Raw genomic sequence first — 23781 nt, 5'->3', positions numbered from 1 at the left:
TTTAGCCAAAAGTTTTATGGAAGTTATCTTAGGCGCGATCGCTGCTCTGTTGTTTTTTGGTGGTTCAGGACTAAAATTAGACCGGGAATATCAGCGCGGGGTAATCTTCCGATTAGGTAGAATTCAAGGCGTTAGAGGGCCAGGAATGTACTGGATTATGCCGATAATAGACCAAAAGGCACAACTAGACATTCGGACTAAAACTGTTAGTATCGAGCCTCAAGAAACTGTAACGTCCGATAGCGTCACAATTAAAGTTAATGCCGTTCTTTATTACCGTATTCTTGACCCGTCTAAAGCTATCAATAAAGTAGAAAATTACGAATTAGCAGTTTATCAAGCGGCACTAACAACTTTGCGTAATGTAGTAGGGCAAAATATATTAGATGATGTTTTGCAAAACCGCGACAAAATAAATATTAAAGTTCAAGAAATAGTTGATGAAATTACCGAACCTTGGGGCGTTGTAGTTGAAAGGGTAGAAATGAAAGATGTAGAAATTCCCCTAGCAATGCAAAGAGCAATGGCAAAAGAAGCCGAAGCAATTAGAGAAAAACGCGCCCGGATAATTAAAGCCGATGCGGAAAAAGAAGCCTCAACGCAGTTAGCCGCCGCCGCTCGAAATATCGATCAGAACCCGATTGCGCTAGAACTTCGCCGATTGCAAATGTTAACAGAAATTGGCGCAGAAAATAACACCACAACCATAATTATGATGCCTTCAGATTTTATGAATTTGGCAAAAACTTTAACCGATACAATTAAAAATAATCAAACAATTGACTTGCCCAAAAACTAAAACTTCTGGGCTATTTCTGGAGCGCGTCCTTTTAAACCCGTCATTAATTTTAAAGCAAATATCTTAATTGGCGGTACTCGGTGCAACATTAGTAAGCCAATCCGACGAATTATAACTACAGGTAAAAAGTTATTAGAGAACACACGATCTAATAAATCTGTAAACCCCAAAATTGTCAAATTCTCTTGCTTGCGCCAACTTTCATAACGTTTGAGAATTGCCAAGTCTCCAATATCTTCACCTTTTTGATGGGCTTGCTGCAATACCTGCGCTAAAGCCGCCGCATCGCGGATACCCATATTTAAACCTTGTCCGCCTACGGGATGACAACAATGTGCAGCATCACCAACTAAAGCAAGTCTAGGCAAAACATAGCGATCGCTCTGCATTAACTGTACTGGAAATACAAAGCGATCGGCCTCTAGTTCCAGTTTGCCCATGTGTGCGCCATAACGCTTGGTAAGTTCTGCTAAAAAGTCCTCATCATTCAAGGCTACTAATGCTTTAGCTTCGGAGTGGGGTGCAGTCCACACAATGCGACAACGATTTCCTGGTAAAGGTAACACTGCAAAAGGGCCACTACTCCAAAACTTTTCATAGGCTGTATTATTGTGTCCTTTTTCGGGCTTGACAAAAGCAACAATACATGACTGCCAATATTGCCAACCGCGCGTATTAATTCCCGCTTTCTGACGAGTTTGAGATTTTGCCCCATCGGCGGCGACAATCAAGCGGGTACGGATAGTTTTTATTTCCTCACCCATCTGCAAGCTAATTTCTACTCCAGAGGGCTGATATTGAGTCTCTAGCACCTGTGCCGGACACAAATAGGCAATATTAGGGGATCGGTTTACAAAGTCTTGTAGTGGCTTTAATAACGCTTGATGTTCGGCGACGTAGCCTAAGACTTCTGTACCCAAATCGTTAGTTTCAAAGCTGACAGAGTGGGGATAATCGGCATCTGATAGCTGAACGTGGCAAAAATGAGCAATTTGGGGCAATATTTCATCCCATACGCCAATTCCCGCAAATATGCGCCCTGAGAGGAGATGAACGGCGTAAGCTTGACCTTTGGCGACGGCTACTGATTGGGGTTTTGCTTCAATTACAACTACTTTTAGCCCAGAATTATTTAACGCACTAGCTAAAGTTAAGCCGATAATGCCACCACCCGCGATCGCTATATCGTAATCGTAGGTTAAAGAAGGATTTGAAATGGTTGGAGAATCAAGCCTTAGCATTAAACTTTACATTTCTTCATTTTTACTATAACAGCTATTTACCACCTGTAAAAGTTACGCCTTGAATAAAGTAGCGGTTAAAAAATGCATAAATAGCCAATGCAGGTAATGTAAACATCATCGAAGCTGCCATTATATAGTTCCAGTAACTTATATATTGACCTTTAAATATATTCAAGCCCAAAGGTAAAGTAAACATTGTTGAATCAGACAGAATCATTAGCGGCGATAAAAAATTATTCCACGCACCCATAAATACAAATATTGCTTGCGCCGCCAAAGCCGGTTTTGCTAAAGGTAAAACAATTTGAAAAAACGTTTCTAAGTGTCCCAACCCATCTAAAGCGGCTGCTTCTTCTAAGTCTTTAGGAAAGTTTATAAAAAATTGCCTCATCATAAATATAAAAGTTGCATTAATAATATTGGGGACAATTAAACCTTGGTAGGAATTGAGCCAGCCTAAGTTTTTTAAGATTAAAAAGGTAGGAATTAATGTAATTTGTCCCGGAATCATTAAAACCGCTAAAATCAGGAAAAACCAAAACTTATTTCCTGGGAAATACAGCCTTGCTAAAGCATAACCAGCCATTGAGTTAAATAGTAAATTAAAAGTAGTTATAGTAACCGCAACTACTACGCTATTAAACAACCAACGTCCAAATAATGGCTCTTGAGTAAATATTTTTTGATAGTTTGCTAAAGTAAACTGTTGCGGGATAAAACTGTTTCCACCGCCAACAATTTCCGCCAAGGGTTTAAAAGAAGCAGAAAGCGCCCACGCAAACGGAACAATTGTAATAATTGCATATAAAACTAAAATCAAATATAAAACTAATTTCATAGATTTAAAACGCTGCATAATTAATCAATTCTTTCTTCTTTAAAGAAATAGCGTTGCATTAAAGTTGCCGTCATAATTACTAACGTTAGCATCAAGGCTAAAGCCGCAGCATAACCCATATCTAGGTTTTTAAAAGCATACTGATAGATTAATAGTACAACGGTTAAAGTTGAATTATTTGGGCCACCAGAACCGCGAGAAAATATGTATGACTGATCAAATAATTGAAAAGTTCCAATCACACCCATTACAATTATAAAAAAAGTAATTGGCTTTAAAAAAGGTAAGGTAATACAGACAAATTTATCTAACCAATTAGCACCATCAATTGTTGCAGCTTCGTACAAGTTTTCGGGTATCTCTTGCATTGCTGCTAAATAAATAACCATGAATAAAGGAGCAGTTGACCAAATATTCATCAGCATAATTGCCTTTAAAGCAATATTTGGATCTCCCAACCAATTGTAGGTAGGTAAATGGATAAAAGCTAAAAAACTATTTAACAAACCATTAGAGTTACAAATCCACATAAAAATTAGAGTTAATACGGCGGAGGAAGTAACTGTTGGCAAGAAAAAGAGAACTCTAAATAGATTTTTACCTTTAATTTGAGCATTTAATATTAAAGCTAAACTTAAAGCTAAAATTGTTTGAATAGGAACAACAATCGCTACATATTCGACAGTATTTTTAAGTGCGATCGCAACTCGTTCATCTTGGGTAAGTCGCAAGAAGTTTTTCCCACCTCTAAAAGCATAACTAATATCTCCCAAAGGTTGCACTTTGTACAAAGAAAGTAAAATAGCTAATAAAATTGGCAATACTAAAAAACACAACAGAATAATAATTGTAGGACTCATGAAAATATAAGCACTAACTAAATCTTTAAATTGCTTGTTTGACTTATTTAACATAGAGCAATTATTGGGATAATTCAATTTCTTTGTTAGCTGTATCCTGAGCTTTTTGCATTGCACTTTCTAGGGTTTGTTCGCCAATAATAGCACTTACAAACTGATTGTTAAAATTATTTAAAATTAAAGGTAAATATTTCCCTGCTTGCCAAATAGTGGCATAATTTGCACCAGCAATAAAGGGTGCATATAAATCATTATCGTCATAATTTAACTTATTAGCAACAGAGGCGCGAGTTGGCAATGCTAAACCATTTTTTGTCCACGCTGTCATCCCATCTTTTCCCGTTAAATAAGCAATCAATTTCCATGCGGCTAATTTATGCGGCGATTTCTTATTCATGACATAAGCAACAGTGTAAGCCATTGTCCCTTTTTTATTTGCTATTGTTGGTACTTCTGCAATGCCATATTCAAGATTTGGGAATGTTTCTTTTAAGTAAGAAATAATCCAAGCACCTTCAATTACCATTGCTGCTTTACCTTGTCCAAATATTTCACCTCCCGAAGTTGTACCAACATCCGTTGGTTGCGCCACAGACTTATCTTGAATATATTGATCTACTATTAATTGCAAACCTTTTAAGCTGTCTATTGAAGCAAAAGCAGCATTATTATTAACGTCAACCAATTCACCACCAAAAGCTTTAATAACAAAGACTTGTCTAGCTAATTCTGGTGCTAAACCAAATCCATAAACATCAATTTTACCGTCTTTATTATTATCAACTGTCAGCTTTTTAGCATAGCTAAGAAACTCATCCCAATTAACAGGAGGAATGCTTAAATTTGCCGCCGCAAAAGCATTTTTATTGTAAAAAAGTGCCAGAGTAGAAAAGTCTTTAGGTAAGCCATAGATTACCCCATCGCGCTCAAAAGCTTTTAGTAAATTTGGGGCAAAATCTTGAAGATCGAACTCATCGTTTATATAATTATTTAATGGTTCAAGTACGCCGGGAGAAATCAGCGCGGGAATTTCTAAAGCATCTAAATAAAAAACATCCGCCGCAGTTTCGCCAATTAGCCGAGTTTTAAGTACATCCATATACTCATCTGCGATCGCATCATACCTAACTTTAATCGTCGGATTCAACGCCTCAAACTCCGAAACCACCTGTTGTAAAAGCTGTTTTTCTAATAAATTACTCCAACCGCTAAGAGTTATAGTAACAACACCATCGTTATTTGCTTGTCTACTAACACTACAACTTGTAAAAATAATTGTGCTAAGAATTACCAGTATAAAAACCAATACAAACTTTTTCAGCATAAATAATATTAAACCTCCTAACTGTTCGGTTTTTGGGGATAAATTTAATTTTTTCCTCAAACTAATACTTATAGTCAGCTTATTTTTAACCGGATGTCAAAACTTAATTGAAACTCCTAAATCTACCGATATAACAAAGATAACTCTATGGCAAGGAGTAAATCCACCACTAAATAGAGATGTACTGCAAAAGCTTGTAGACAAATTCAATCAAGAGCATCCAGATATCAAAGTAGAATCGCTATATGTAGGACAATCCGAACAACAACTACCGAAAATATTGGCAGCAGTAGTCGGAAATGCACCCCCAGATTTATTATGGTTTAATGCTACACTCACCGGACAATTAGTCGAACTAAACGCCATCCTTCCCTTAGAAAATTGGTTAGCAAAATTACCAGAATTTAGCCAAATTGATCCGGCATTGTTCGAGTCAATGGAGTATGGAGGACATACTTGGTCTGTACCCTTTGCTACTAATAATGTAGGTATATTTTACCGCCCAAGCTTATTTAAAGCCGCAGGAATAACCGAATTACCCCAAACTTGGGAACAGTTGCGCCAAGTAGCGCGTAAATTGACTATAGATACAAATGGCGATCGCCGAGTAGACCAACACGGAATATTTTTGCCTTTAGGGAAAGGAGAGTTTGCAGTATTTTTATGGCTACCGTTTATGTGGAGTGGTGGCGGCGAATTAGTAGCTAGTGACAACCACTTGCCAGCAATTGTAAACCCTGGTGCGATCGCATCAATGGAATTATGGCGCAGTTTAATCGCCGATGGTTCGGCGGTACTATCGTTACCCGAAAGAGGTTTTGAGATTGACAACTTTTTAGCTGGTAAAGTCGCAATGCAAATTACTGGACCTTGGACTTTAGGGCAATTGCAGGCAACGGGAGTCGATTTTGATGTTTTTCCTATTCCAACTAAATTGAAACCTGCCACCGCCATCGGAGGCGAGAATCTGTTTGTTTTTAAATCCAACCCCAAGCAAGAAGCCGCCGCTTTGAAGTTTGCTCAATTTGTAATTGGTGAAGAATTCCAAACCCAATGGGCAATTAATACAGGTTACTTACCAATAAATATTAAAGCTAGAGCCAGCGAAGAATATCAAACCTTTGTTGCCAAGCAGCCCGCAGTTAAAGTATTTTTAGACCAGGCAAAGTATGGGCGATCGCGTCCAATTTTTCCTCGTTACAGTCGCTTATCAGAAAGTTTAGGTAGAGCCTTAGAATCAGTGCTGTTAGGAAAAAGTACCCCCACTTCTGCCCTAAAAACTGCTCAAGATCGGCTAAACTTAATTTTTCGTTAACTTATAAACTTAACTAATAGTAAAGAGGTTAGAAAAAATTAGCGATCGCTTACTTCATTGATTTAGTAATAAAACTTATCCGTTAACCCGATCACCAAAAAAACTAAAACTTACAACAATATTTTAAGTTTTAATTCACCTAGTAGAGGTTGACAAATTGTATAATAATGTGTAGCCAATAGTCTATTTGTTGTACAGGTACAAAACATTGATACAAAAGTTATAATTAAACAAAGTCTGTCTAAATATACACCGTTGACAGATAAGATACGGGCTTTGCCCTATGATAGAATTTTCAGCAAAGAAATAAACAAACGTAGTAAGGGTTTCTAGGAATGTCAGCAGCCGTACAAGTTACAGACTCATCATTTAAGCAAGAAGTATTAGACAGTGAAGTTCCGGTTTTAGTGGATTTTTGGGCCCCTTGGTGTGGCCCTTGTCGGATGGTAGCCCCAGTAGTCGATGAAATTGCCCAACAATACGATGGTCAAGTTAAAGTTGTTAAACTAAATACTGATGAAAACCCTAATGTTGCCAGCCAGTACGGTATTCGCAGCATTCCCACTTTGATGATTTTTAAAGGTGGGCAAAGAGTTGATATGGTTGTTGGCGCAGTACCAAAGACAACTTTATCAAACACTTTGGAAAAGTATCTTTAAAAATAGTTTTAACGATAAATTAAATAGCGCACCTTGGATCTCTCCGATCCAAGGTGCTTTTTATTGCTAAAGGGGGAATATTTAATAACCCAAAAATCAGTACAATAAAATGCCAGTTGGGCGATCGCACTCATGAATTTATCATCCTTCAATCCAATCGATTCTCTTTCCTCTGATGTTGCCCAATTACTTGAGCAGCTACCAAACTCGCAACATCGGCAACTTATCGCCCAAACTCTAGCTACCATTGTCCGTCTAGCTAATAGCGAAATCGATCGCTTGGACTGGAAAATTTTATCCGCCTCTCTAGCAGATATGGAAAGGGGATTGGAATTATTTCATACTTATCGCCACGTCCGCAAAGTAACGATTTTTGGTTCGGCGCGTACTTTACCAGAAGCCCCGGAATACCAAATTGCGGTGGATTTTGCTCGTTGTGTAACTAAGTTAGGCTTTATGGTAATGACGGGCGGTGGTGGTGGGATTATGCAAGCAGGTAACGAAGGCGCGGGAAAGGAAAACTCTTTTGGGTTGAATATTCAATTACCTTTTGAGCAAGAAGCAAATCCGTTTATAGAAGGCGATCGCAAATTAATCCATTTTAAGTATTTTTTCACACGCAAATTATTTTTATTACGAGAAAGCGATGCCGTAGCTTTGTTTCCCGGTGGCTTTGGTACTCAAGACGAGGCTTTTGAATGTATGACATTAAGCCAAACCGGAAAATTTGGGCCTGTACCGCTCGTATTAATCGATCGTCCTGGCGGCTGTTATTGGCACGATTGGAGCGCCTATATAGACAAGAATTTACGCAAAACAGGTTTAGTCAGCAAAGACGATTCTAGTCTTTATACTATTACCGATAACTTAGAGGTAGCTTGCAACGCCATTACCGATTTTTATCAGGTGTACCACTCTAGCCGCTACGTCAAAGAAAAATTAGTAATTCGCCTCAAAACCGAGTTGTCGGACGAGCAAATTGAACAGTTAAATACTGATTTTAGCGACATTTTAGTTGAAGGACGGATTGAAAAAAGTATTGCTTTACCTCAAGAAGCGCAAGATGAAACGGCCGAACTTCCCCGTTTGGTGCTTTATTTCAACCAGCGCGACTTAGGGAGATTGTATCAGGCGATCGCAACTATTAATCAAATGGGTAAGCCAACGCCTGAAGCCGCACATCCAGAACTTAAGTAAATACAATCCACTACCTGCAAGCTGGATCGCTCTTGAATACACAAATCTTATCGAAGCTAAATACGTGTGAGATATTTAGGGCAATTGCTTAGGAGTCAAAACTATATCAACTTTGTGAGGATTTCCGCCTGTAATTACTGGATAGGGTGAATTGTTGGTAAATATAACTTTACCCCGTTCGGTGATTCGGGCTTGAATTGCGTAGGTATGTTGGCGATCAATTTGGGCTGGATTATATTTTAGTTCAAAATAAATTGGCGATGGCGTGGGCTTGACAATCGTAAGTCTAACGATAATATCTCCAGAACTATCTTGACGAGGCGATACATCTACTAAAGTTATGTAAATAGTGGCTTCACTCCCCAGAGCTGGAGAGAATCGTGGATAGCTTAAAGTTCCCGTCACTTTAGCTAAATTCATGGCGATCGCATTTGCTGTTAAAACAACAACGTTGATAAACATTATCGTGCTAAAAACCAACGAGCAAATAGTTCTTAAGCTCTTCATTTTCTTAAAAATAAATAATTTCTGTTAAAACAAACTTCGATGACAAACGTGGCAAAAGTAATCAAAGTAACAAAAGTTCTAAAGGCTAAAACATAGCATTTCGTTTATTGTTCAAACATTTAACGAGGTATAGTCGATTGAGCCAAGTCTGGAAACAAAAAGTGCTGTTTGCCACTCCATGCTTAATTTGGGGACTTATCCCTGGTATTGCCGACGCAGCAACATTCTCCTTACAAGAAGCAACTATTGCCGATGTTAACGCCGCCTTTGATGCGGGTGCATTAACCAGTAGTACCTTAACGCAACTATACCTAAATAGAATTGATGCCTACGATCGCGCCGGCCCAAAGTTAAATTCCGTTGCTTACATCAATCCTAACGCTCTAACAGAAGCCGCCAAGCTAGATGCGCTTAGACAGGAAGGGACTATTCTTGGACCCCTGCATGGGATTCCAGTATTAATCAAAGACTCTTACAACGTTGCTGGATTGCCTACAAGTAATGGAGTTGAAGCGCTCAAGTCACTAATTGCTACAGACGATGCCTTTGCGGTCAAACAGCTTCGAGAAGCTGGTGCGATCGTTTTAGGCAAAGCCAACATGAGTACCTGGGCTTTTTCCTACGACGGTATCAGCGAAGCTTACGGGACAGTAATTAACCCCTACGCGCCGGATCGCACCCCCGGTGGCTCTAGTAGCGGTTCTGGGGTGTCTGTAGCCTCTAGCTTTGCAATGTTGGCAATGGGGGGAGAAACTGGTGGCTCAATCCGCGTACCTAGTACACACGATGCGCTAGTTGGACTTAAACCGAGTGCGGGGCTAATTTCCGTCGATGGTATATGGCCGCTAACCACCGAACGGGATGTAATTGGTCCTATGGCTAAGTCCGTTGCCGATGTGGCGGCAAGCATGGATGCCCTAGTTGCCTACGATCCAAATAATATCTGGAATCCGTACATTCCTGATATTCCTCGCCCCGATTCTTATACTGATTCCTTAGATGATAATTCGCTGCAAGGCAAAGTTTTGGCACTACCGCGACCTTATATTGGTAAAGGCGACCCGGCTAAAGGTGAGAGCTTTCCCCTCGACCCACAGATTGCCTCCGCCTTCGAGCAAGCGAAAAGTGTATTGTCAGCTCAAGGAGCAACTTTAATCGAGGTTGATATTCCCGCTCACGAAACTTGGTTTATCGATTAGACCTCTTGCAAAAGTTAATGATAAAATCGTAGGGAAGTGACTAAGTAGAAGTAAAAGTGACTTATAAAAAGGTAAAAAAATTAAAGGCGGAAGAATTTAAACGTTTGACTGGAGTGCATTTTGACACTTTTAATCAAATGGTAGAAATAGTCAAGGAAGCGGAAAAATCAAGGAAGAAAACTGGCAGACCGCCAAAACTAAAGGTAGAAGACCAAATCTTAATGGTCTTAGAATATTTACGAGAGTACCGAACTTTTTTTCATTTAGGTGCTACTTGGGGAATAAACGAATCTACAGCCTACCGAATTATTCAAAAAATAGAAAATATTTTAATTAAAGCTCCTCAACTAAGACTACCAGGGAAAAAGAGATTGATTGACGATGATTATCAGCTAGAAACGGTAGTAATAGATGTAAGTGAGACCCCCATAGAAAGACCTAAAAAAAACAAAAGAGCTATTATAGTGGCAAGAAAAAAAGACATACGTTGAAAGCCCAAGTAGTTATCGATCAAAGAAATGGAGAAATACTGTGTACGTACTATGGCAAGGGTTCTGAACATGATTTCAAGTTATATAAAAGAAGCAAAATCAGGATTAAAAAAGAGGTTAAATGTTTAGCAGATAAGGGATATCAAGGAATTAAAAAGCATCATCATTTTAGTCAAATACCTAAAAAGAAGCCAAGAAAAGATAAGCTTTCTGTAGCCGAGAAAAAAGAGAATAGAGAACTAGCAAAAGAGAGAATAATTATTGAAAATGTTTTTGCCCATTTGAAAAGATTTAGGATTTTACAAGGGCGATATAGAAACAGAAGGAAACGATTTGGATTAAGGTTTAATTTAATAGCTTCTATTTATAATTATGAGCTTAACTTAAACGCAAATCAATCTTAAAGCTTATTTTTGCAAGAGGTCTATTATCTAGTTGAAGGCAATCTTCCCGAAGGCTATCCTTCCCCGGAAAGTACGCGGAACTTGCAAAGTAGGGCGTACTACTATGAGGAACTCATCAAAGGGTACAACGACGACGAGATTAAATCTTTTGTCGATCTGCTGGAAATTATCCCTGAAGATAACGAAAACTACGAGTATGTCAAAGCAATTGCCGATGCGATCGCCGCCGGGGAAGCTAAACCTTGGGAAGAACTCCCGGAAGTTGCTCAAGCATTAGAAGCAATCGCCAAATTGCGGACAGAAGAATACGCAGATTTCATGGTAGACCAAGGGATTGACGCTTTTGTGTTTCCGACATTAAACTATCTTGCTCCACCCCAAGAAGAGGAAGAAGCTAGCGAAGTATACGAACTATATGGCAGCCTTCCTGGACGATTTGAGGCAAATATCCTGGGAGTTCCAGGTATTACAGTGCCAATGGGTTACTCCGAAGAAGGCATCCCCATGTCTCTAGAGTTTATGGGTAACTATTTTGGCGAGGCAGAGATTATTAGTTATGCCTACGACTACGAAGCGGCGACCAGGTTTCACAAACCACCTGCACTTTTGTCGCCTCTACCAGGAGAGCAGTTTAGTTTTGTTCCTGTCCCTGAACCTCCAGCAACACCTGTTTTAATTTTGTTTGGCTTAGGTGCTTTTGCTCTCAAGCAAAAACGCCGAGGTAAAACAAATTTATCTAAGTAAATAGTAAATATTTTGCGGCAACAAAAAGCCTCTCCTGTATTTAGGGAGAGGCTTAACTGCTACTAACTCATTACCCAACTAACTAAAGTCCGTACTCCGTAGCCTGTAGCACCAGGGCTGTTGTAACCATTTTCCTTATCTGTCCAAACGGGCCCCGCAATATCAATGTGCGCCCAAGGAGTTTCTTTAACAAACTGCTGCAAAAATAAAGCTGCGGTAATTGAGCCACCAGGACGAGGTCCGGTATTTTTCATGTCAGCAATGGAAGACTTCAAGCCTTCAAAATACTTTTCTTCCATCGGCATTCGCCAAATTTTTTCTCCTGCTTTGTCCGCTCCTTGCACCAGTTGATTTGCTAATTCATCATCACTACTCCATAAACCCGCAATATCATCGCCTAGGGCAATCACGCAAGCGCCTGTAAGGGTAGCCAAATCTACGATCGCATCTACACCCAATTTTTCCGTAAACACCAGCGCATCAGCTAACGTTAGCCGCCCTTCAGCATCGGTATTATTAACCTCAATAGTTTTCCCATTAGAAGCGGTGAGAATGTCTCCGGGGTGAATAGCACGACCGCTAATCATATTTTCGGTTACGGCGCTAATAAAATGAACTTCTACATCCGGCTTGAGTTGAGAAATAGCTTTAGCAGCCCCTAGAGTCGCCGCCGCGCCGCCCATATCCATTTTCATAGTTTCGATGCCGCTACCTGCACCTTTGATGTTCAGACCGCCAGAATCGAAGGTTACGCCTTTACCAATAATTGCTAGTTTTCTTTTGGGCGTTCCTTCGGGCTTATAGGTGAGGTGAATAAATTTCGGGGGCATTTCTGACGCTTGAGCAACCCCTAAAAAAGCCCCCATTCCTAACTGTTCGCATTCTTCACGTTCGAGAATTTCTACTTGCAAACCGTGAGTAGAAGCGATTTCTTCCGCCGTTTGCGCCATACTCATAGGGGTTACAGTATTCGCTGGAGCAGTTACCAGTTGACGGGCCAAAATCACTCCCGAACAAATTTGCTGGGCGCGGGAAATGGCGTTTTCTTGTCCTGAGAACCCAATTAAATCTACTCGTTCTAAATTAAAACTATTTTCCTCTGGTTCTGACTTAAAGCGCCGATCTTGGTGCAATGCAAGCTCAATACCTTCAGAAATTGCTCCGGCGGTTGCGCCTGGCTCGTTGTTCCAAATCGGTAAACTAATCCCTACAGTTTGACACTTTTCTTTTTTAGCTAGTTTAGCGATCGCCGCAGCGCACCGCCGCCAGTTGTCTAGTTTTAGTTTATCGGGTTTGCCAAGTCCTACTAACAGCACTTTACGCACCGAACTACTACCACCGACTCTAGTTACAACACTACTGCCATCTTTGCCTTTAAATTCCGTCTCGGCAATTACTTCTTTCAACACACCAGCAAATTTTGCATCTAACTGGGTCAACTCCTCTGATTGTTCTAGAGTATCTTCAAATAAACCCAGTGCGATCGCGTCTCCAGCCCAATCTAATAGTGGTGTATCAACGGCTCGAATTTCCATCCCTTGTATCTCGCTCAAAGCTGCTATTTCTTCCAGTATTGCGTAAAATTTCCGCACTCTAGAGCGTTTTTTGGGCAATATGAAAAGCCGAGAGATAAGAAACTTGCACGTTGTTTGTACCGTCTTGCTCTAATATTTCCTGCAATGAAGCAAATAAATCGGCTCTTTGCTGTGGTTTTAGCTCTATATAAGTCGAATAAGTGCTTAGGATTAGCAAATAATCATCAATGCTGTAATTTACTTCCCATTCCATTTGTTCGGACACTAAGTCGCCAAAATGACCGGAATCAATAACACGCTGTCCAAACTCTTTCAGCCTTTGGGTTTGATGTGCTTTGTCTTCATATTTCCCTAAAGCTGGCGCATATTTTTCGTAAGCCGGATACAGAAATCGCCAAATTTCATAGGCAGGTTGAGCCAACATATTCCATAACAAAATTAGATAACCATCATTTTGCAAAGCCGCCGCCGCTTTTGAGTAAGCAATTTCTGAGGTAATCCAATGAATAGAATTTGCAGCCAAAACAGCGTTAAATCTTTCCGTCTCAAGTTCCCATTCCTCAAAGGTAATGTTTTTAATTTTTACCTGTGAATAAGCGGCGCAGTTTTGTTTAGCCAATTGGCAAGTCGCTTCGCTTGGCTCAATACAGAGCATATCGTAACCTTGTTGAGCAAAGGCAACCGTAGCGTTTCCGGGGCCGCAGCCTAGTTCGAGAATTGTTGAATTTGGGGGAAGTTGGGTTAATTCTATTACCCGACTAATTAACGCTTCAGGATAACGAGGTCTAACGCGGTTGTAAGCCTCTGCTACGGGATTGTACCAGCTTTTTCGTTGGTCTAGAGAGTAGGCATCAGCGCCATACTTAGGGTTATTTTGGTGCATAGTAAAAATTTAAGTGGGCGATCGCTATGAACAGCAATGTGATTATTTTAGTCAAGTTGATCTTTGGTCTATTGTGCTACGTAGTCGTTGGCTCTTTATTTGCCTGGACATCGCTTTGGGCTGACGCTTTGGGGATAGACGAAGTATCTAATGGAAAAGCTCTAACACTACCAAGAGTTACAATTATCCTTTTAGCTTTAACTTTAACTTGGGGTTTGGCTTGGACTAAAGTGGGAGTTGTCAGTTGGGTTAAAGTTTTAGGCTGGGGTTGGATTGTAACTTGCGGTGTAGGTCTAGTTTTAGGTTTAGTTACAAGTGGAATCACGTTTACTGTAATTTGGGTATTTGTAGTTAGTATCGCTTGGGCTGGTGTTTGGAGCTTGTTGAGTGCAAAAAGTCAATTACTATTATCTTTCAGTCAACTTAATACGATTTTGATATTGGCAGGAATCGCAATTTTTGGGTTGGGTTTAGGGGCATTATGGCGTTTGACAAGTCCGCCAAATCTTTAATGGGTAATTGATATACTTAGCCATTAAAGAGCGCTCCGAACTCGTAAAAAATCACACTCCAAAGCGATCGCCCTATTTCAATTATTTCTACTCTACCGTCACAGATTTTGCTAAGTTTCGCGGCTGATCTACATCCAATCCCCGCCGCGCTGCAATGTGGTAAGCCAATAGTTGTAAAGGAATTACTGTCAAAATCGGGGAGAGTAACTCGTCTACTTTGGGGATAGGAATCAAATCGTCGAAAGTCTCCGCCGCTTGTGGATCGTCCATTTCTACTACGCCAATTAACCGAGAATCGCGGGCTTTAGCTTCTTGGGCGTTAGATAAAGCTTTTTCATAAACGCTACCAGGAATTGCGATCGCAACTACTGGAACTTTGGCATCTAATAGCGCTATGGGCCCGTGTTTCAACTCTCCCGCCGGGTAGCCTTCGGCGTGAATATAACTAATTTCTTTCAGCTTTAATGCTCCTTCTAAAGCGATCGGAAAATTTACCCCCCGGCCTACAAATATAAAGTCATGGGTTTCTATAAACTGGTGCGCCAATTCTTGAATATACCGCTCTTGACTTTCTAAAATAAGCTCGATTTGCGCGGGTAACTGACGCAAACCCGTAATAACTTCTGCCAGTCTTTGCGCCGATAGCGTTTGGCGGCGAGTGCCTAAATCTAACGCCAATAAGTAAAAAGCTAATAGTTGAGCGATAAAGGTTTTAGTTGCTGCAACGCCGATTTCAATGCCTGCATGAGTATCGATAATGTTATTAGCGATCGCACTTATCGTACTATCCAAGCGGTTAGTAATGGCAAGTAGACGCGGCTGATAAGCTGGTTTTAAACCAATTCTTCGCTCTTTTTCCATAGTCAAAGCAGCGATTGTATCCGCCGTTTCTCCCGATTGAGTAACGCCAATAGTTAGAGTATTAGCGGCTATTGGTGGTGGCGCATAGCGAAATTCTGAGGAGTATTGAACGGATGTGGGAATACCTGCTACTTGTTCTAATAAATACTTGCCAATCAAACTAGCGTGCCAGCTAGTACCGCAAGCAACAATTTGGATATTTTCGATATCTGCGTATAGTGTCTCTGGCAATCCCAAATTTATAACATCTGCGGCATCTAAATAAGCTTCTAATCCGGCTCTAACTACTCCCGGTTGTTCGTATATCTCTTTAAGCATAAAGTGCCTAAAGCCTTGCTTTTCCACCATTACCGGATTCCAGTTTAAAGTACGGGGATGTTTTTTAAGGCGATCGCCTGCAAAGCTATATACTTCTACTCCAAGGGGTGTAAGTCTTGCTAATTCTCCATTTTCTAAACTTAATACGGCTCTAGTATGGGCAACTAAAGCCGGAGTATCGGAAGCACAAAAGAACTCTCCTTGTCCAAAACCAATCGCTAAAGGTGCTTGCTGACGGGCAACAATTAGTTCATCGGGATAATCAGCGTTAATAACTGCGATCGCAAAAGCCCCTTTAAGTCTATTTACCGTTTCTCTTACCGCCTCTAAAAATGAATTGTCTGCTTGCAAATACTGGGCGATAAGATGGGGGATAACTTCAGTATCGGTATCAGAGCGAAATTCATGCCCCAGTCGCTTTAATTCTTCCCGCAGTTCGCGGTAATTTTCGATAATGCCATTTTGTACCACCGCCACTCGCTTAGAGGTATCCATGTGCGGATGGGCGTTGTATTCTTCGGGTTTACCATGAGTTGCCCAGCGAGTATGTCCAATGCCAATTTTTGCCGGGTTAACGATAGTTTCTAACTTATCCCGTAAGTTGCATAACTTACCTTTGGCGCGGACGCAATGCAACTCCCCTTCTAAAACCGTAGCGATTCCCGCCGAATCATAGCCCCGATACTCTAGTTTTTCTAATCCCGACAGTAAAATTTGTGTAGCTGCTTGAGTGCCAATGTAGCCAACGATTCCACACATAATAAGTCGCACCGATAGGTCTTTTATATATGCTCTAAAAGCTACAAGAGCATTAGGCACGTAGTCAAGTTATATTTTTCTGCTATTGCCCAATTGAGAGCATTGAAACAAAAAATCACCTTGGGTACTCAGACGTATTATTCTAGCAATCAAAGATGCTTCTGAATTTGGTTCGGTCAGTAGACACTATTTCTACTAGACCGAGCCTAGGTTTTGTAACCCCAACTTAACTATTATAAGGGTGTTGCTGGAAGCGATTTAGCTGGGGCTGACATGGGATCTGCTCCACCTTGACCTACTTGAAACTGAGTCATCATGTCATGGTCTTCGTGAACCGTATTGTGGCAGTGAATTATATATTTACCTTTTTGAGGTCTAAACTGAGCAATAACTTGGACATTATCGTCTTCACCCACATAGACTACATCTTTCCAACCCCGTTCATAAGCAAGAGGAGGCTGACGGTTACGCTCCAAAATTTGAAAATCTATTAAGTGAACGTGTACAGGGTGAAACCAGTCACGCCCATTAGTAATAAAATTCCAAATCTCAATGTCATCAAAACCTGGATTGGCATCAATCCGGTTTTTATTCCATGTATTGCCGTTAATTTGCCACATCTGGCTGCGATGCTCGAAAGTCCACCGCCTTTCTCTAATTGCGGAAGTTCTCAAAATAGGTTGAAAGGGACGTAGAGTGTTGGGGATAGAACTATTCTCAAATTCCTGGCTTACTACATCAAAGCGCATAACCTGACTTGTGCCATCGTAATCTTTATTATTGCGAAGACTCAGATTTTGGAGGACTATTTTGGTTCCTATCGGATAGATAGAAAAGTCAACAATCACCTCATAGCGCTCCGCCATCCCAATCCGTAGATCCTTAGTTCTCACTGGCGCGCCCAACAGTCCGCCATCGCTGCCAATTACAACTAAGTCATCTCCTGTACTAAGTGTCAACTTGTAAGCACGGGAATTTGAGGCATTTAAAATCCGAAAACGATATTTGCGCTGACTTACCTCCATCTTGGGCCACGGCGCACCGTTGACCAAAATGATATCGCCCATCAAACCGTTGTGATTATCATGGTTAAAAATCAATGAGCCAGAACTTGCAAAGATTTTGTCTTGAATAATTAGCGGCACATCATATTTACCTTTAGGTAAAGGCAAATCGAGTTCAAGTTTGTCTTGAACGATATACATTCCCGCTAGTCCCATATAAACGTTACGAGCAGTGTTATGGATTGCGTGATCGTGATACCACAAGGTGGCAGCACGACTATTGGGATATATATAATCCTTGTAGTAGCCTGGATAAATAAGATCCTCCGGGTAGCCATCGTACTGCGGCAGCGATGCCATCCCATGCAAGTGAACTGATGTTGGGACATCTAAACGATTGATAAAACGAACGACAGATTGCCGATCTTGACGCTGTACAATAGTCGAACCAGGGGCAGTTCCGTTATAAGCCCAAACTTCTGTTGTTAGCCCTGGCAAAATACTAACCAGGTTTTTGTACATCACAATTTCGTAATAGTCAGTTGTGGCATCACTCCGTACAGGTTGCAGCACCGGAGGAATGGGAAGCTTTATCTTAAAAGGAGTAGGTTGTGGACTACCAGCAGTTACACCATACCCACGATACTGGAAAGCGATGGGCAGCAACAATGAGCCACTAGCGATCGCTCCAATTTTTAGTAATTCTCGTCTAGTAAACTTTTTCATGTTTATTCTTTTTCAGCGAATAAGAATGAAGTGCAATAATTTTCAACGGTTCAATAAACTGACTTGAAGCTTGATGTCCGCGCTTTAAGTTGGTGCTGACAACGCTAATTTTTTGTAGTTAAGGAATTAACGGTATTCATGCAAGTCTTGACAAGCAGTAGAAAACTGCTATTGCCTAGAATAAAAACTTTAAAGCTTACAGCAATGATTGAAAGTAATAGCCTTCAATCAGTCAATTCACTTTTGCAAATCTCAACTGTGCCGAAAACACTTTGATAGATACCCTGTAATCGAGTCGCAATATTTGTAGATGCTTTGTTATGACTCAACTAAAATTTTAATACTTGAAAAAGCCTATAGCGGCAACCCTAATCATAAGTATAAATTTCTTAACTAATAAAGTTTTTCTTATTAGTTACAAAAATTCATCTATTAGGTAGTTGGGGAAACCGTAACGGCAACAGAAGGTTAAGTTTTATTTTTTTAGCGATGAAATAGCTCTTAATATCCCTAATCAATGCCGTTTTATTTGATCTCAAGGGATTGCCAAACAAAAAAGAGAGAGTCAATTAATTGACTCTCTCTAGTTTTTCCTAGCTATTTTTGCTAACGCAGGTTTTAGATCAACGTTATCTAGAGAAATTTGGGGAAATTTCTTAGTTAATATGCTAGACCCATGCTGCGCGTAGTTTCTGCACCCAGATAAACCCGGATGCTTAAGAAGTCGGTAGGACAAGCAGTTTCGCACCGCTTGCAGCCTACACAATCTTCTGTACGTGGTGATGAGGCAATTTGACCAGCTTTGCAGCCATCCCAAGGAACCATCTCTAGAACGTCTGTAGGACAGGCGCGGACGCATTGGGTGCAGCCGATGCAGGTATCGTAGATTTTGACTGTATGAGACATTGAAGCAAAACTCCTAACGAGCGCTAGTATTAGATACAAACTCATAATTAAGGCATAGTCTACCGCACAGGCGATCGCACTGCTAGTAAAAGGCTACAGAACTTTAAATTCCGTAATACAATTTAGTTTGGGGAGTTGAGGACTTGACAATTGCTTAACTGCGCGATCGCCAAACAGCCGAAACTACACACTTTTCACAAAAAATGCGCCACGTTAGTACATCAAATACAGACAAGCTAAAGCCTTTGTACTACTCCAAAAATATTTTGATAGTAAGCCAAAATTTTTTCTACTTGCTCTCTACAGTGCAAGTTAGCAGCAGGCAGTTGAATTTGTAGACTTTCAATTTGGCTGTCATTGTAATTAAATTCTGTCTTGGAAGTAGGTAGCAACTTTGTTTCCACTTCTTCGACTTGGCAGAGATGAGCGGCAATTTCTCGATACACTGCCAAAGGTAAGTTAGAAAATTGAATTGTTAAATTTTCTCGATTATTATCCATTGTTACCTAGCTGCTACAGGGATATTGGGTAATGACAGTGTTGGTAGAGAAATATTTGCTTGCGGCGTATTGATATTGGGTGGCGGTGCTGGAAGTTCTACCGAAGCCGTACTAGCATTTTGCGGTGGTAAATACGGAACCGCCGCCGCAGGTGTTGTTTGCTGCGCCTGGCTTGGAGCTTGTTCGCCTACAGCTTTAGAAACTTCAACACCGTATTGTTCCAAAATAACTAATGGCTCTGCACCTGCATTCAACTCGATTCTTTTTACTAATACTTGTCCGTTTGATAGTGTTTGCCCTACTTGAACATATCGACTTGTTGCTTCACTAGGTACTTGAACAATTGCTTGAGTTTGTTCGCCAATTTGAATTACACCCATAACCATTACACTTTCTGCCAAGTCTGGTTCTTGTTGTACTGGTAGTACGGGTTCCAAACTATTATTTGGCTGCGCTGTATTAGGTGGCACTGGAATGTTTTGGATTGATGTAGTTGTGCCATTTCTTAAGTTGTTCTGATTTGGCGCAGTCCTCGAACCTGGCGCAGTCCTAGGATTATTAACATTAATAGTTACATTAGGTCTTGACTGCCCACTATTTATGTTTCTAGGCGAACTTCCCGTTTGTGGAGTTTGGGCAGGAGCATTAGAGCTATTTCCTCCTACACTTATGGGAGGAGCTGGAACAGGTAAAAACAATGCGGTAAAAGGATCTCGATTGCCTTTTGCTACCTGTTTGGCGCGTTGATTTGCATTAGTTGGTTGAATTAATCCCGGCGCTAAGTTGGCGGCACTACTTGGGTCTGAAGCCACTAAGGGTGGTTTCACTGGGGGAGTGGTAACTACAACTGGAGCCGTAGAAGGCGATGGTACAGGACTGCTTTGTTGAGTGTTTGACGATGGACACCCAGTTATTGTTAAAGCTAACATTCCTAAAAATGCTGTTGTTGAGATTTGGCGCATAATTTCACTAAATAGTTTTAATAAATAACTGTCCTTATTTTAAAACAGGTACTTTGCCGTTTTTTTAAGTAATATAACTATTACGTATAGCACGATTATTATAAACTAAAACTTTATTTTGTACTTAAATTGGTAATTTAATTGCAACTTTCTAAACTTTGCTTAATAAAGCAGATTTTACTAATTTTAACTAATTTATAAATAAAAATTTTTGCTCCGTAAAATTACTGAGCAAAATTAAAAATTATTTATTTATCTGGGTTTTTTTAGGTGACTCAACGCTAGTTTTGCCAAGATTAAGATTAATTTATTTGCATATTACCAATTAAGCCTAAAATGTCAAGTTTCTGCTAATAAAGTATGATTAGCAGAAACTCAATACAGTCCTAATCTTCGGGAACAAGCATGAGTTTTTTCAAAGAGGCTAGTCCTTGCTTGACGCGACGCGATACGGTAATGACACTAATCCCTAGATGTTCAGCAACTTCTTTTTGCGTTAAGTCATATAAAAACACAAACTTTAAAATTTCATGAGTTTTTTGTTCTAATTGAACTAATGCTTCTTGCAGACGAAGTTGATCTTCTTGGGCTAGTTGGAAACTGGTATATTGGGCATCGGGAACTGTGTCCCCTAACAATGCGGAGTCTTCATCTCCATCTTGGGCTGGGGTGTCCAAACTTAGAGGAGAGCGGTTTGTCCAAGCAAGTTTGACTTCTTGCCATTCAGCCATAGTGATGTTCAAAGCCGTAACAACTTCAGTATCTGTAGGTTGGCGGTTGTACTTTTGTTGTAGTTGACGAGTAACTCCTATCGCCTGCTGTTGTAATGCTAACCAGCGCCGAGGAATTTTGACCATAACTCCTTTGTCGCGCAGATAGTGTTGGATTTCACCTCGAATATAGGGGATAGCAAAAGAACTAAACGCAATTCCTTTAGATAATTCAAATTTTTCGATGGCGCGAATCAAACCCAGACAGCCTACTTGAAGCAGGTCATCATAGCTTTCTGTACACTGATTCGTCCAGTAATAAGCTTCTTTTCTTACCAATCCATAGTTCAGCGTGACGATTTCATTGCGAATATTAGCCGATTGGGTCTGCTGATACTCTCGTAACAGAGCCGCGCTCTCTTGCTTAACTTCATTATTACTTCCGGTATATGCTAACACCATATTTTTTTATGCTACTTAAGTTTTAAGATTATTAATGTTGAAAGAGGCAGACAAGCAAACTACAGCAAAATAAATATAGGGAGTGAATCAAGAAGCCATTAAAAGGAGGGTAAAAGTTATTTTTAGTCAAGCCAACGAGATAGATTGAATCTCTAACACTAAGAATATTAATTTTATTGCCATTTTTGCTACCGAAAATTCACTGAATTTTAGCTAAAGTTAAACCAAATTTAGAGAAAATTACTAAGTTAAACTACTCGATCGCCTCAATGAATCTTCCTACATATAATATTTGTCAATAAAAAAAGGGCTAAATGCCCTTTTTGTGATAAGTAAAGACTGCTCGATTTATGAGTTATCGCTTATCTAGCTAAGTGCGATCGCCTTTTAAAGCGCGGCAGTATCAATCCGAGCGAAAAACAAACCACGAATTTTAACTTCTTTAGCTTCGGCGGCTCCCAAATCGGTATCTGAGGGCTGTTCGCTCTGGAAAGTGCCAGCAATTTCTCCGGTATTGCTGTCTACTTTGGCAATTTGCAACGAAATAGTGCCTTCACCAACTTCAGCTTGCTTCATGTTGGCACGGGTAAGTTCTTCGTCATCGGCGCTAGAAGGTAGAGCTACGGCATTATCGTAGCCTGCGGTTACACCGCGACCTTTAGGATCGAGAAACGCCGAACCTCGGTAGGAAGGAACCTTAAACTTGCCTTCAAAATCTGTAGAAGTGTTGATGCTAGTTAAACCAGGTTGTGACTGGGCAACTAAGTCTTTAATGGTAAACAAAAACGGTACTCGTTCGCCACCGGGTAGTTGAACAGTGATTGCTTGGAAGTCAAGACCATCTTCTTCTACAAAAGTCAAACTGCGATCGTCATTTAGCTTGAGTTTGCCTTGTACTTGGTCAATAGTGGAAGTATAGCGAGTCAACAATTTTCCGGCAATAAATTCGGCTTTTTGACGTTTGTTAACAGGTTCTTCTTTAATAAAAAAAGTTGTGGGTTCCAAGCACATCTCGGTAATTCTATAGGACTGATTTGGATCGAGAGCAATGGAACCGCGAGTAGTCTCTGCCATTTGCGGACATTTATTGGCAAGACCTGTACCTCTAATTTGGTCATAGGTAAGTACATCTCGACTTTCCGATGCCATAGTGGCATCACTACAAGCAGTTATTAGCCCTAAAAAGACTGCTAAAAAGGCAATAATTAAAGCGCGATACCTCATGGTTAACCTCAATGTGTTATAAACTCCATATTTAACCGGATAGCCCTAATAATACAATTGAACTGGGCTAATATCGGATGCCTTGTTAGGAAGGTGAGTCTTCTACTTTATTAGTAAAATGCTCCTCCACCTATAGTCGCCCTTACCCGTAATCGCACTTTAAGCAACTTAGGCAGTGGTTTAGACTACGTCTCTCTCCTGCAATTATTGTTTTTAGAAGCTCTTGACCTGGATTAATTTAGCTCAAGAGTGATGGTTTGCAGAAAGATTCACTTTAGACCCCAATACAGAATTTTACACGGGGATGTTACGTTTACTCTGGGGAGCATTTAGTTAATCTATGGCTTTGAAACACAAAGTAATAAATTTTATGGGAATGCAAAAATATTTGATGGGGGAGCGAGCGAGGAATTTTAATGGATAGAAGCACGGATATTGAGGAAAAATTAGCAGCTATTGGTACAGATGTTCAAACTTTAGCCCAAAGCTGTCAAGGCGATAGTTTAGCGCTCTTAGCTTTGCTGCGATGTCTAGAAGCTTGGCATAGAGAGATTCGAGAAGGAGTTTTCCAAGAGTCTTTACCTGATAGCCGTCATGGATTTCATACTTTGCTCAAAGATATTGAATCGGAAGGAGGCTGGCCCTACATTGAAAGAATGAAACTACAATCTTTACTAAATAGTTGGTCTGTAGAGGAGCGGTGTGAAATCGTTTCCACTGCAACAAATACTCAAAATGCTGATAATTCGCCATCAATAACTTCTGAGTAATTGCGTCTAATTGATTGGCGATCGCTACTTTGTTTACAGCATCAATTGTAAGTCTGTGCCTTGGCAGG

The 23781-nt window shown here is 40.4% G+C and carries 23 protein-coding genes; 9 read left to right on the top strand and 14 right to left on the bottom strand.

What is annotated here, in order from left to right:
* Positions 1-16 precede the first annotated feature (16 nt).
* Positions 17-799, top strand: a complete 783-nt coding sequence (locus SYN7509_RS0203175; RefSeq protein WP_009631234.1) for a slipin family protein — start codon at positions 17-19, stop codon at positions 797-799.
* Here SYN7509_RS0203175 and SYN7509_RS0203170 read toward each other — a convergent pair.
* The 4 genes from SYN7509_RS0203170 to SYN7509_RS0203155 are packed head-to-tail and all read right to left on the bottom strand — an operon-like array spanning position 796 to position 5065.
* Positions 796-2040, bottom strand: coding sequence for an FAD-dependent hydroxylase (locus SYN7509_RS0203170; RefSeq protein WP_009631233.1), 1245 nt, complete (start codon positions 2038-2040; stop codon positions 796-798). The two genes, SYN7509_RS0203175 and SYN7509_RS0203170, sit on opposite strands and share 4 nt — an antisense overlap.
* Positions 2041-2074: 34 nt before the next feature.
* Positions 2075-2881, bottom strand: coding sequence for a carbohydrate ABC transporter permease (locus SYN7509_RS0203165; RefSeq protein WP_227501465.1), 807 nt, complete (start codon positions 2879-2881; stop codon positions 2075-2077).
* Between the two features lie 20 nt (positions 2882-2901).
* Positions 2902-3795 carry a carbohydrate ABC transporter permease gene (locus tag SYN7509_RS0203160; RefSeq protein ID WP_009631231.1) on the bottom strand — a complete coding sequence of 298 codons (894 nt, stop codon included), beginning with the start codon at positions 3793-3795 and terminating at the stop codon, positions 2902-2904.
* A 7-nt stretch (positions 3796-3802) separates the two neighbouring features.
* On the bottom strand, positions 3803-5065 hold the full coding sequence (locus tag SYN7509_RS0203155) for an ABC transporter substrate-binding protein (RefSeq protein ID WP_028954071.1): 1263 nt from the start codon (positions 5063-5065) through the stop codon (positions 3803-3805).
* Between SYN7509_RS0203155 and SYN7509_RS0203150 the strand changes: the two genes are divergently transcribed.
* The 3 genes from SYN7509_RS0203150 to SYN7509_RS0203140 all read left to right on the top strand — a co-directional run bounded on the left by SYN7509_RS0203150 (position 5019) and on the right by SYN7509_RS0203140 (position 8236).
* Positions 5019-6380, top strand: a complete 1362-nt coding sequence (locus SYN7509_RS0203150; protein ID WP_009631229.1) for an ABC transporter substrate-binding protein — start codon at positions 5019-5021, stop codon at positions 6378-6380. The two genes, SYN7509_RS0203155 and SYN7509_RS0203150, sit on opposite strands and share 47 nt — an antisense overlap.
* 335 nt (positions 6381-6715) lie before the next feature.
* Positions 6716-7039, top strand: coding sequence for a thioredoxin (gene trxA, locus SYN7509_RS0203145; RefSeq protein ID WP_009631228.1), 324 nt, complete (start codon positions 6716-6718; stop codon positions 7037-7039).
* Positions 7040-7171: 132 nt separating this feature from the next.
* Positions 7172-8236 (top strand): LOG family protein, encoded by a 1065-nt coding sequence (locus tag SYN7509_RS0203140; protein WP_009631227.1) that lies wholly within the window; start codon positions 7172-7174, stop codon positions 8234-8236.
* 75 nt (positions 8237-8311) lie between these two features.
* Here SYN7509_RS0203140 and SYN7509_RS0203135 read toward each other — a convergent pair whose 3' ends face one another.
* Complete coding sequence (locus SYN7509_RS0203135) at positions 8312-8698, bottom strand: YbaY family lipoprotein (RefSeq protein WP_009631226.1); 387 nt, start codon at positions 8696-8698, stop codon at positions 8312-8314.
* A 182-nt stretch (positions 8699-8880) separates the two neighbouring features.
* Here SYN7509_RS0203135 and SYN7509_RS24985 point away from each other — a divergent pair, with 182 nt between their 5' ends.
* The 3 genes from SYN7509_RS24985 (at position 8881) to SYN7509_RS0203115 (ending at position 11581) form a co-directional block, all read left to right on the top strand.
* Positions 8881-9942, top strand: a complete 1062-nt coding sequence (locus SYN7509_RS24985) for an amidase family protein (protein WP_009631225.1) — start codon at positions 8881-8883, stop codon at positions 9940-9942.
* A gap of 56 nt (positions 9943-9998) precedes the next feature.
* Positions 9999-10837 (top strand): IS5 family transposase gene (locus tag SYN7509_RS28180; protein ID WP_202807208.1). Its coding sequence is split into 2 segments (ribosomal slippage): positions 9999-10389 and positions 10389-10837, totalling 840 coding nucleotides; the frame shifts between segments, so codons are not numbered across the junction.
* A gap of 9 nt (positions 10838-10846) precedes the next feature.
* Positions 10847-11581 (top strand): amidase family protein, encoded by a 735-nt coding sequence (locus tag SYN7509_RS0203115; RefSeq protein WP_009631962.1) that lies wholly within the window; start codon positions 10847-10849, stop codon positions 11579-11581.
* A 62-nt stretch (positions 11582-11643) separates the two neighbouring features.
* Here the strand turns inward: SYN7509_RS0203115 and SYN7509_RS0203110 are convergent, their stop codons facing one another.
* On the bottom strand, positions 11644-13116 hold the full coding sequence (locus SYN7509_RS0203110; protein ID WP_009631961.1) for a leucyl aminopeptidase: 1473 nt from the start codon (positions 13114-13116) through the stop codon (positions 11644-11646).
* Positions 13117-13174: 58 nt separating this feature from the next.
* On the bottom strand, positions 13175-13999 hold the full coding sequence (locus SYN7509_RS0203105) for a class I SAM-dependent methyltransferase (protein ID WP_009631960.1): 825 nt from the start codon (positions 13997-13999) through the stop codon (positions 13175-13177).
* 26 nt (positions 14000-14025) lie between these two features.
* On the opposite strand from SYN7509_RS0203105, the gene SYN7509_RS0203100 reads away from it, so the two are divergent.
* A complete protein-coding gene (locus tag SYN7509_RS0203100; RefSeq protein ID WP_009631959.1) occupies positions 14026-14511 on the top strand; it encodes a hypothetical protein in 486 nt (161 codons plus the stop codon).
* Between the two features lie 87 nt (positions 14512-14598).
* On the opposite strand, the gene glmS is transcribed toward SYN7509_RS0203100, so the two are convergent.
* The 7 genes from glmS to SYN7509_RS0203070 form a co-directional block, all read right to left on the bottom strand.
* Entirely contained in the window at positions 14599-16449 is a 1851-nt protein-coding gene (gene glmS, locus SYN7509_RS0203095; RefSeq protein WP_009631958.1) for a glutamine--fructose-6-phosphate transaminase (isomerizing), read from the bottom strand.
* A gap of 233 nt (positions 16450-16682) precedes the next feature.
* On the bottom strand, positions 16683-18179 hold the full coding sequence (locus SYN7509_RS0203090; RefSeq protein ID WP_009631957.1) for a multicopper oxidase family protein: 1497 nt from the start codon (positions 18177-18179) through the stop codon (positions 16683-16685).
* 660 nt (positions 18180-18839) lie between these two features.
* A complete protein-coding gene (gene psaC, locus SYN7509_RS28175; protein WP_009556083.1) occupies positions 18840-19085 on the bottom strand; it encodes a photosystem I iron-sulfur center protein PsaC in 246 nt (81 codons plus the stop codon).
* 236 nt (positions 19086-19321) lie between these two features.
* On the bottom strand, positions 19322-19585 hold the full coding sequence (locus SYN7509_RS0203085) for a hypothetical protein (RefSeq protein ID WP_009631956.1): 264 nt from the start codon (positions 19583-19585) through the stop codon (positions 19322-19324).
* A gap of 2 nt (positions 19586-19587) precedes the next feature.
* Entirely contained in the window at positions 19588-20547 is a 960-nt protein-coding gene (locus SYN7509_RS0203080; protein ID WP_009631955.1) for a hypothetical protein, read from the bottom strand.
* Positions 20548-20933: 386 nt separating this feature from the next.
* Entirely contained in the window at positions 20934-21719 is a 786-nt protein-coding gene (locus tag SYN7509_RS0203075; RefSeq protein ID WP_009631954.1) for an RNA polymerase sigma factor SigF, read from the bottom strand.
* 387 nt (positions 21720-22106) lie between these two features.
* Positions 22107-22943, bottom strand: a complete 837-nt coding sequence (locus SYN7509_RS0203070; RefSeq protein WP_009631953.1) for a photosystem II manganese-stabilizing polypeptide — start codon at positions 22941-22943, stop codon at positions 22107-22109.
* Between the two features lie 416 nt (positions 22944-23359).
* On the opposite strand from SYN7509_RS0203070, the gene SYN7509_RS24980 reads away from it, so the two are divergent.
* Entirely contained in the window at positions 23360-23713 is a 354-nt protein-coding gene (locus SYN7509_RS24980) for a hypothetical protein (RefSeq protein ID WP_009631952.1), read from the top strand.
* Positions 23714-23781 lie beyond the last annotated feature (68 nt).

The organism is Synechocystis sp. PCC 7509, from assembly GCF_000332075.2.
In the GTDB taxonomy this organism is placed as follows: Bacteria; Cyanobacteriota; Cyanobacteriia; order Cyanobacteriales; family Chroococcidiopsidaceae; genus Aliterella.
The sequence above is the reverse complement of the archived record's forward strand: the minus strand, read 5'-3'. Positions and strand labels throughout refer to the sequence as shown.

What these genes read in the sequence shown, in the direction of transcription:
- SYN7509_RS0203175 (WP_009631234.1), top strand. Translation starts at nt 17, where the DNA reads ATGGAAGTTATCTTAGGCGCGATCGCTGCTCTGTTGTTTTTTGGTGGT.
- SYN7509_RS0203170 (WP_009631233.1), bottom strand. Translation starts at nt 2,040, where the DNA reads ATGCTAAGGCTTGATTCTCCAACCATTTCAAATCCTTCTTTAACCTAC.
- SYN7509_RS0203165 (WP_227501465.1), bottom strand. Translation starts at nt 2,881, where the DNA reads ATGAAATTAGTTTTATATTTGATTTTAGTTTTATATGCAATTATTACA.
- SYN7509_RS0203160 (WP_009631231.1), bottom strand. Translation starts at nt 3,795, where the DNA reads ATGTTAAATAAGTCAAACAAGCAATTTAAAGATTTAGTTAGTGCTTAT.
- SYN7509_RS0203155 (WP_028954071.1), bottom strand. Translation starts at nt 5,065, where the DNA reads ATGCTGAAAAAGTTTGTATTGGTTTTTATACTGGTAATTCTTAGCACA.
- trxA (WP_009631228.1), top strand. Translation starts at nt 6,716, where the DNA reads ATGTCAGCAGCCGTACAAGTTACAGACTCATCATTTAAGCAAGAAGTA.
- SYN7509_RS0203140 (WP_009631227.1), top strand. Translation starts at nt 7,172, where the DNA reads ATGAATTTATCATCCTTCAATCCAATCGATTCTCTTTCCTCTGATGTT.
- SYN7509_RS0203135 (WP_009631226.1), bottom strand. Translation starts at nt 8,698, where the DNA reads ATGTTTATCAACGTTGTTGTTTTAACAGCAAATGCGATCGCCATGAAT.
- SYN7509_RS0203110 (WP_009631961.1), bottom strand. Translation starts at nt 13,116, where the DNA reads ATGGAAATTCGAGCCGTTGATACACCACTATTAGATTGGGCTGGAGAC.
- SYN7509_RS0203105 (WP_009631960.1), bottom strand. Translation starts at nt 13,999, where the DNA reads ATGCACCAAAATAACCCTAAGTATGGCGCTGATGCCTACTCTCTAGAC.
- SYN7509_RS0203100 (WP_009631959.1), top strand. Translation starts at nt 14,026, where the DNA reads ATGAACAGCAATGTGATTATTTTAGTCAAGTTGATCTTTGGTCTATTG.
- glmS (WP_009631958.1), bottom strand. Translation starts at nt 16,449, where the DNA reads ATGTGTGGAATCGTTGGCTACATTGGCACTCAAGCAGCTACACAAATT.
- SYN7509_RS0203090 (WP_009631957.1), bottom strand. Translation starts at nt 18,179, where the DNA reads ATGAAAAAGTTTACTAGACGAGAATTACTAAAAATTGGAGCGATCGCT.
- psaC (WP_009556083.1), bottom strand. Translation starts at nt 19,085, where the DNA reads ATGTCTCATACAGTCAAAATCTACGATACCTGCATCGGCTGCACCCAA.
- SYN7509_RS0203085 (WP_009631956.1), bottom strand. Translation starts at nt 19,585, where the DNA reads ATGGATAATAATCGAGAAAATTTAACAATTCAATTTTCTAACTTACCT.
- SYN7509_RS0203080 (WP_009631955.1), bottom strand. Translation starts at nt 20,547, where the DNA reads ATGCGCCAAATCTCAACAACAGCATTTTTAGGAATGTTAGCTTTAACA.
- SYN7509_RS0203075 (WP_009631954.1), bottom strand. Translation starts at nt 21,719, where the DNA reads ATGGTGTTAGCATATACCGGAAGTAATAATGAAGTTAAGCAAGAGAGC.
- SYN7509_RS0203070 (WP_009631953.1), bottom strand. Translation starts at nt 22,943, where the DNA reads ATGAGGTATCGCGCTTTAATTATTGCCTTTTTAGCAGTCTTTTTAGGG.
- SYN7509_RS24980 (WP_009631952.1), top strand. Translation starts at nt 23,360, where the DNA reads ATGGATAGAAGCACGGATATTGAGGAAAAATTAGCAGCTATTGGTACA.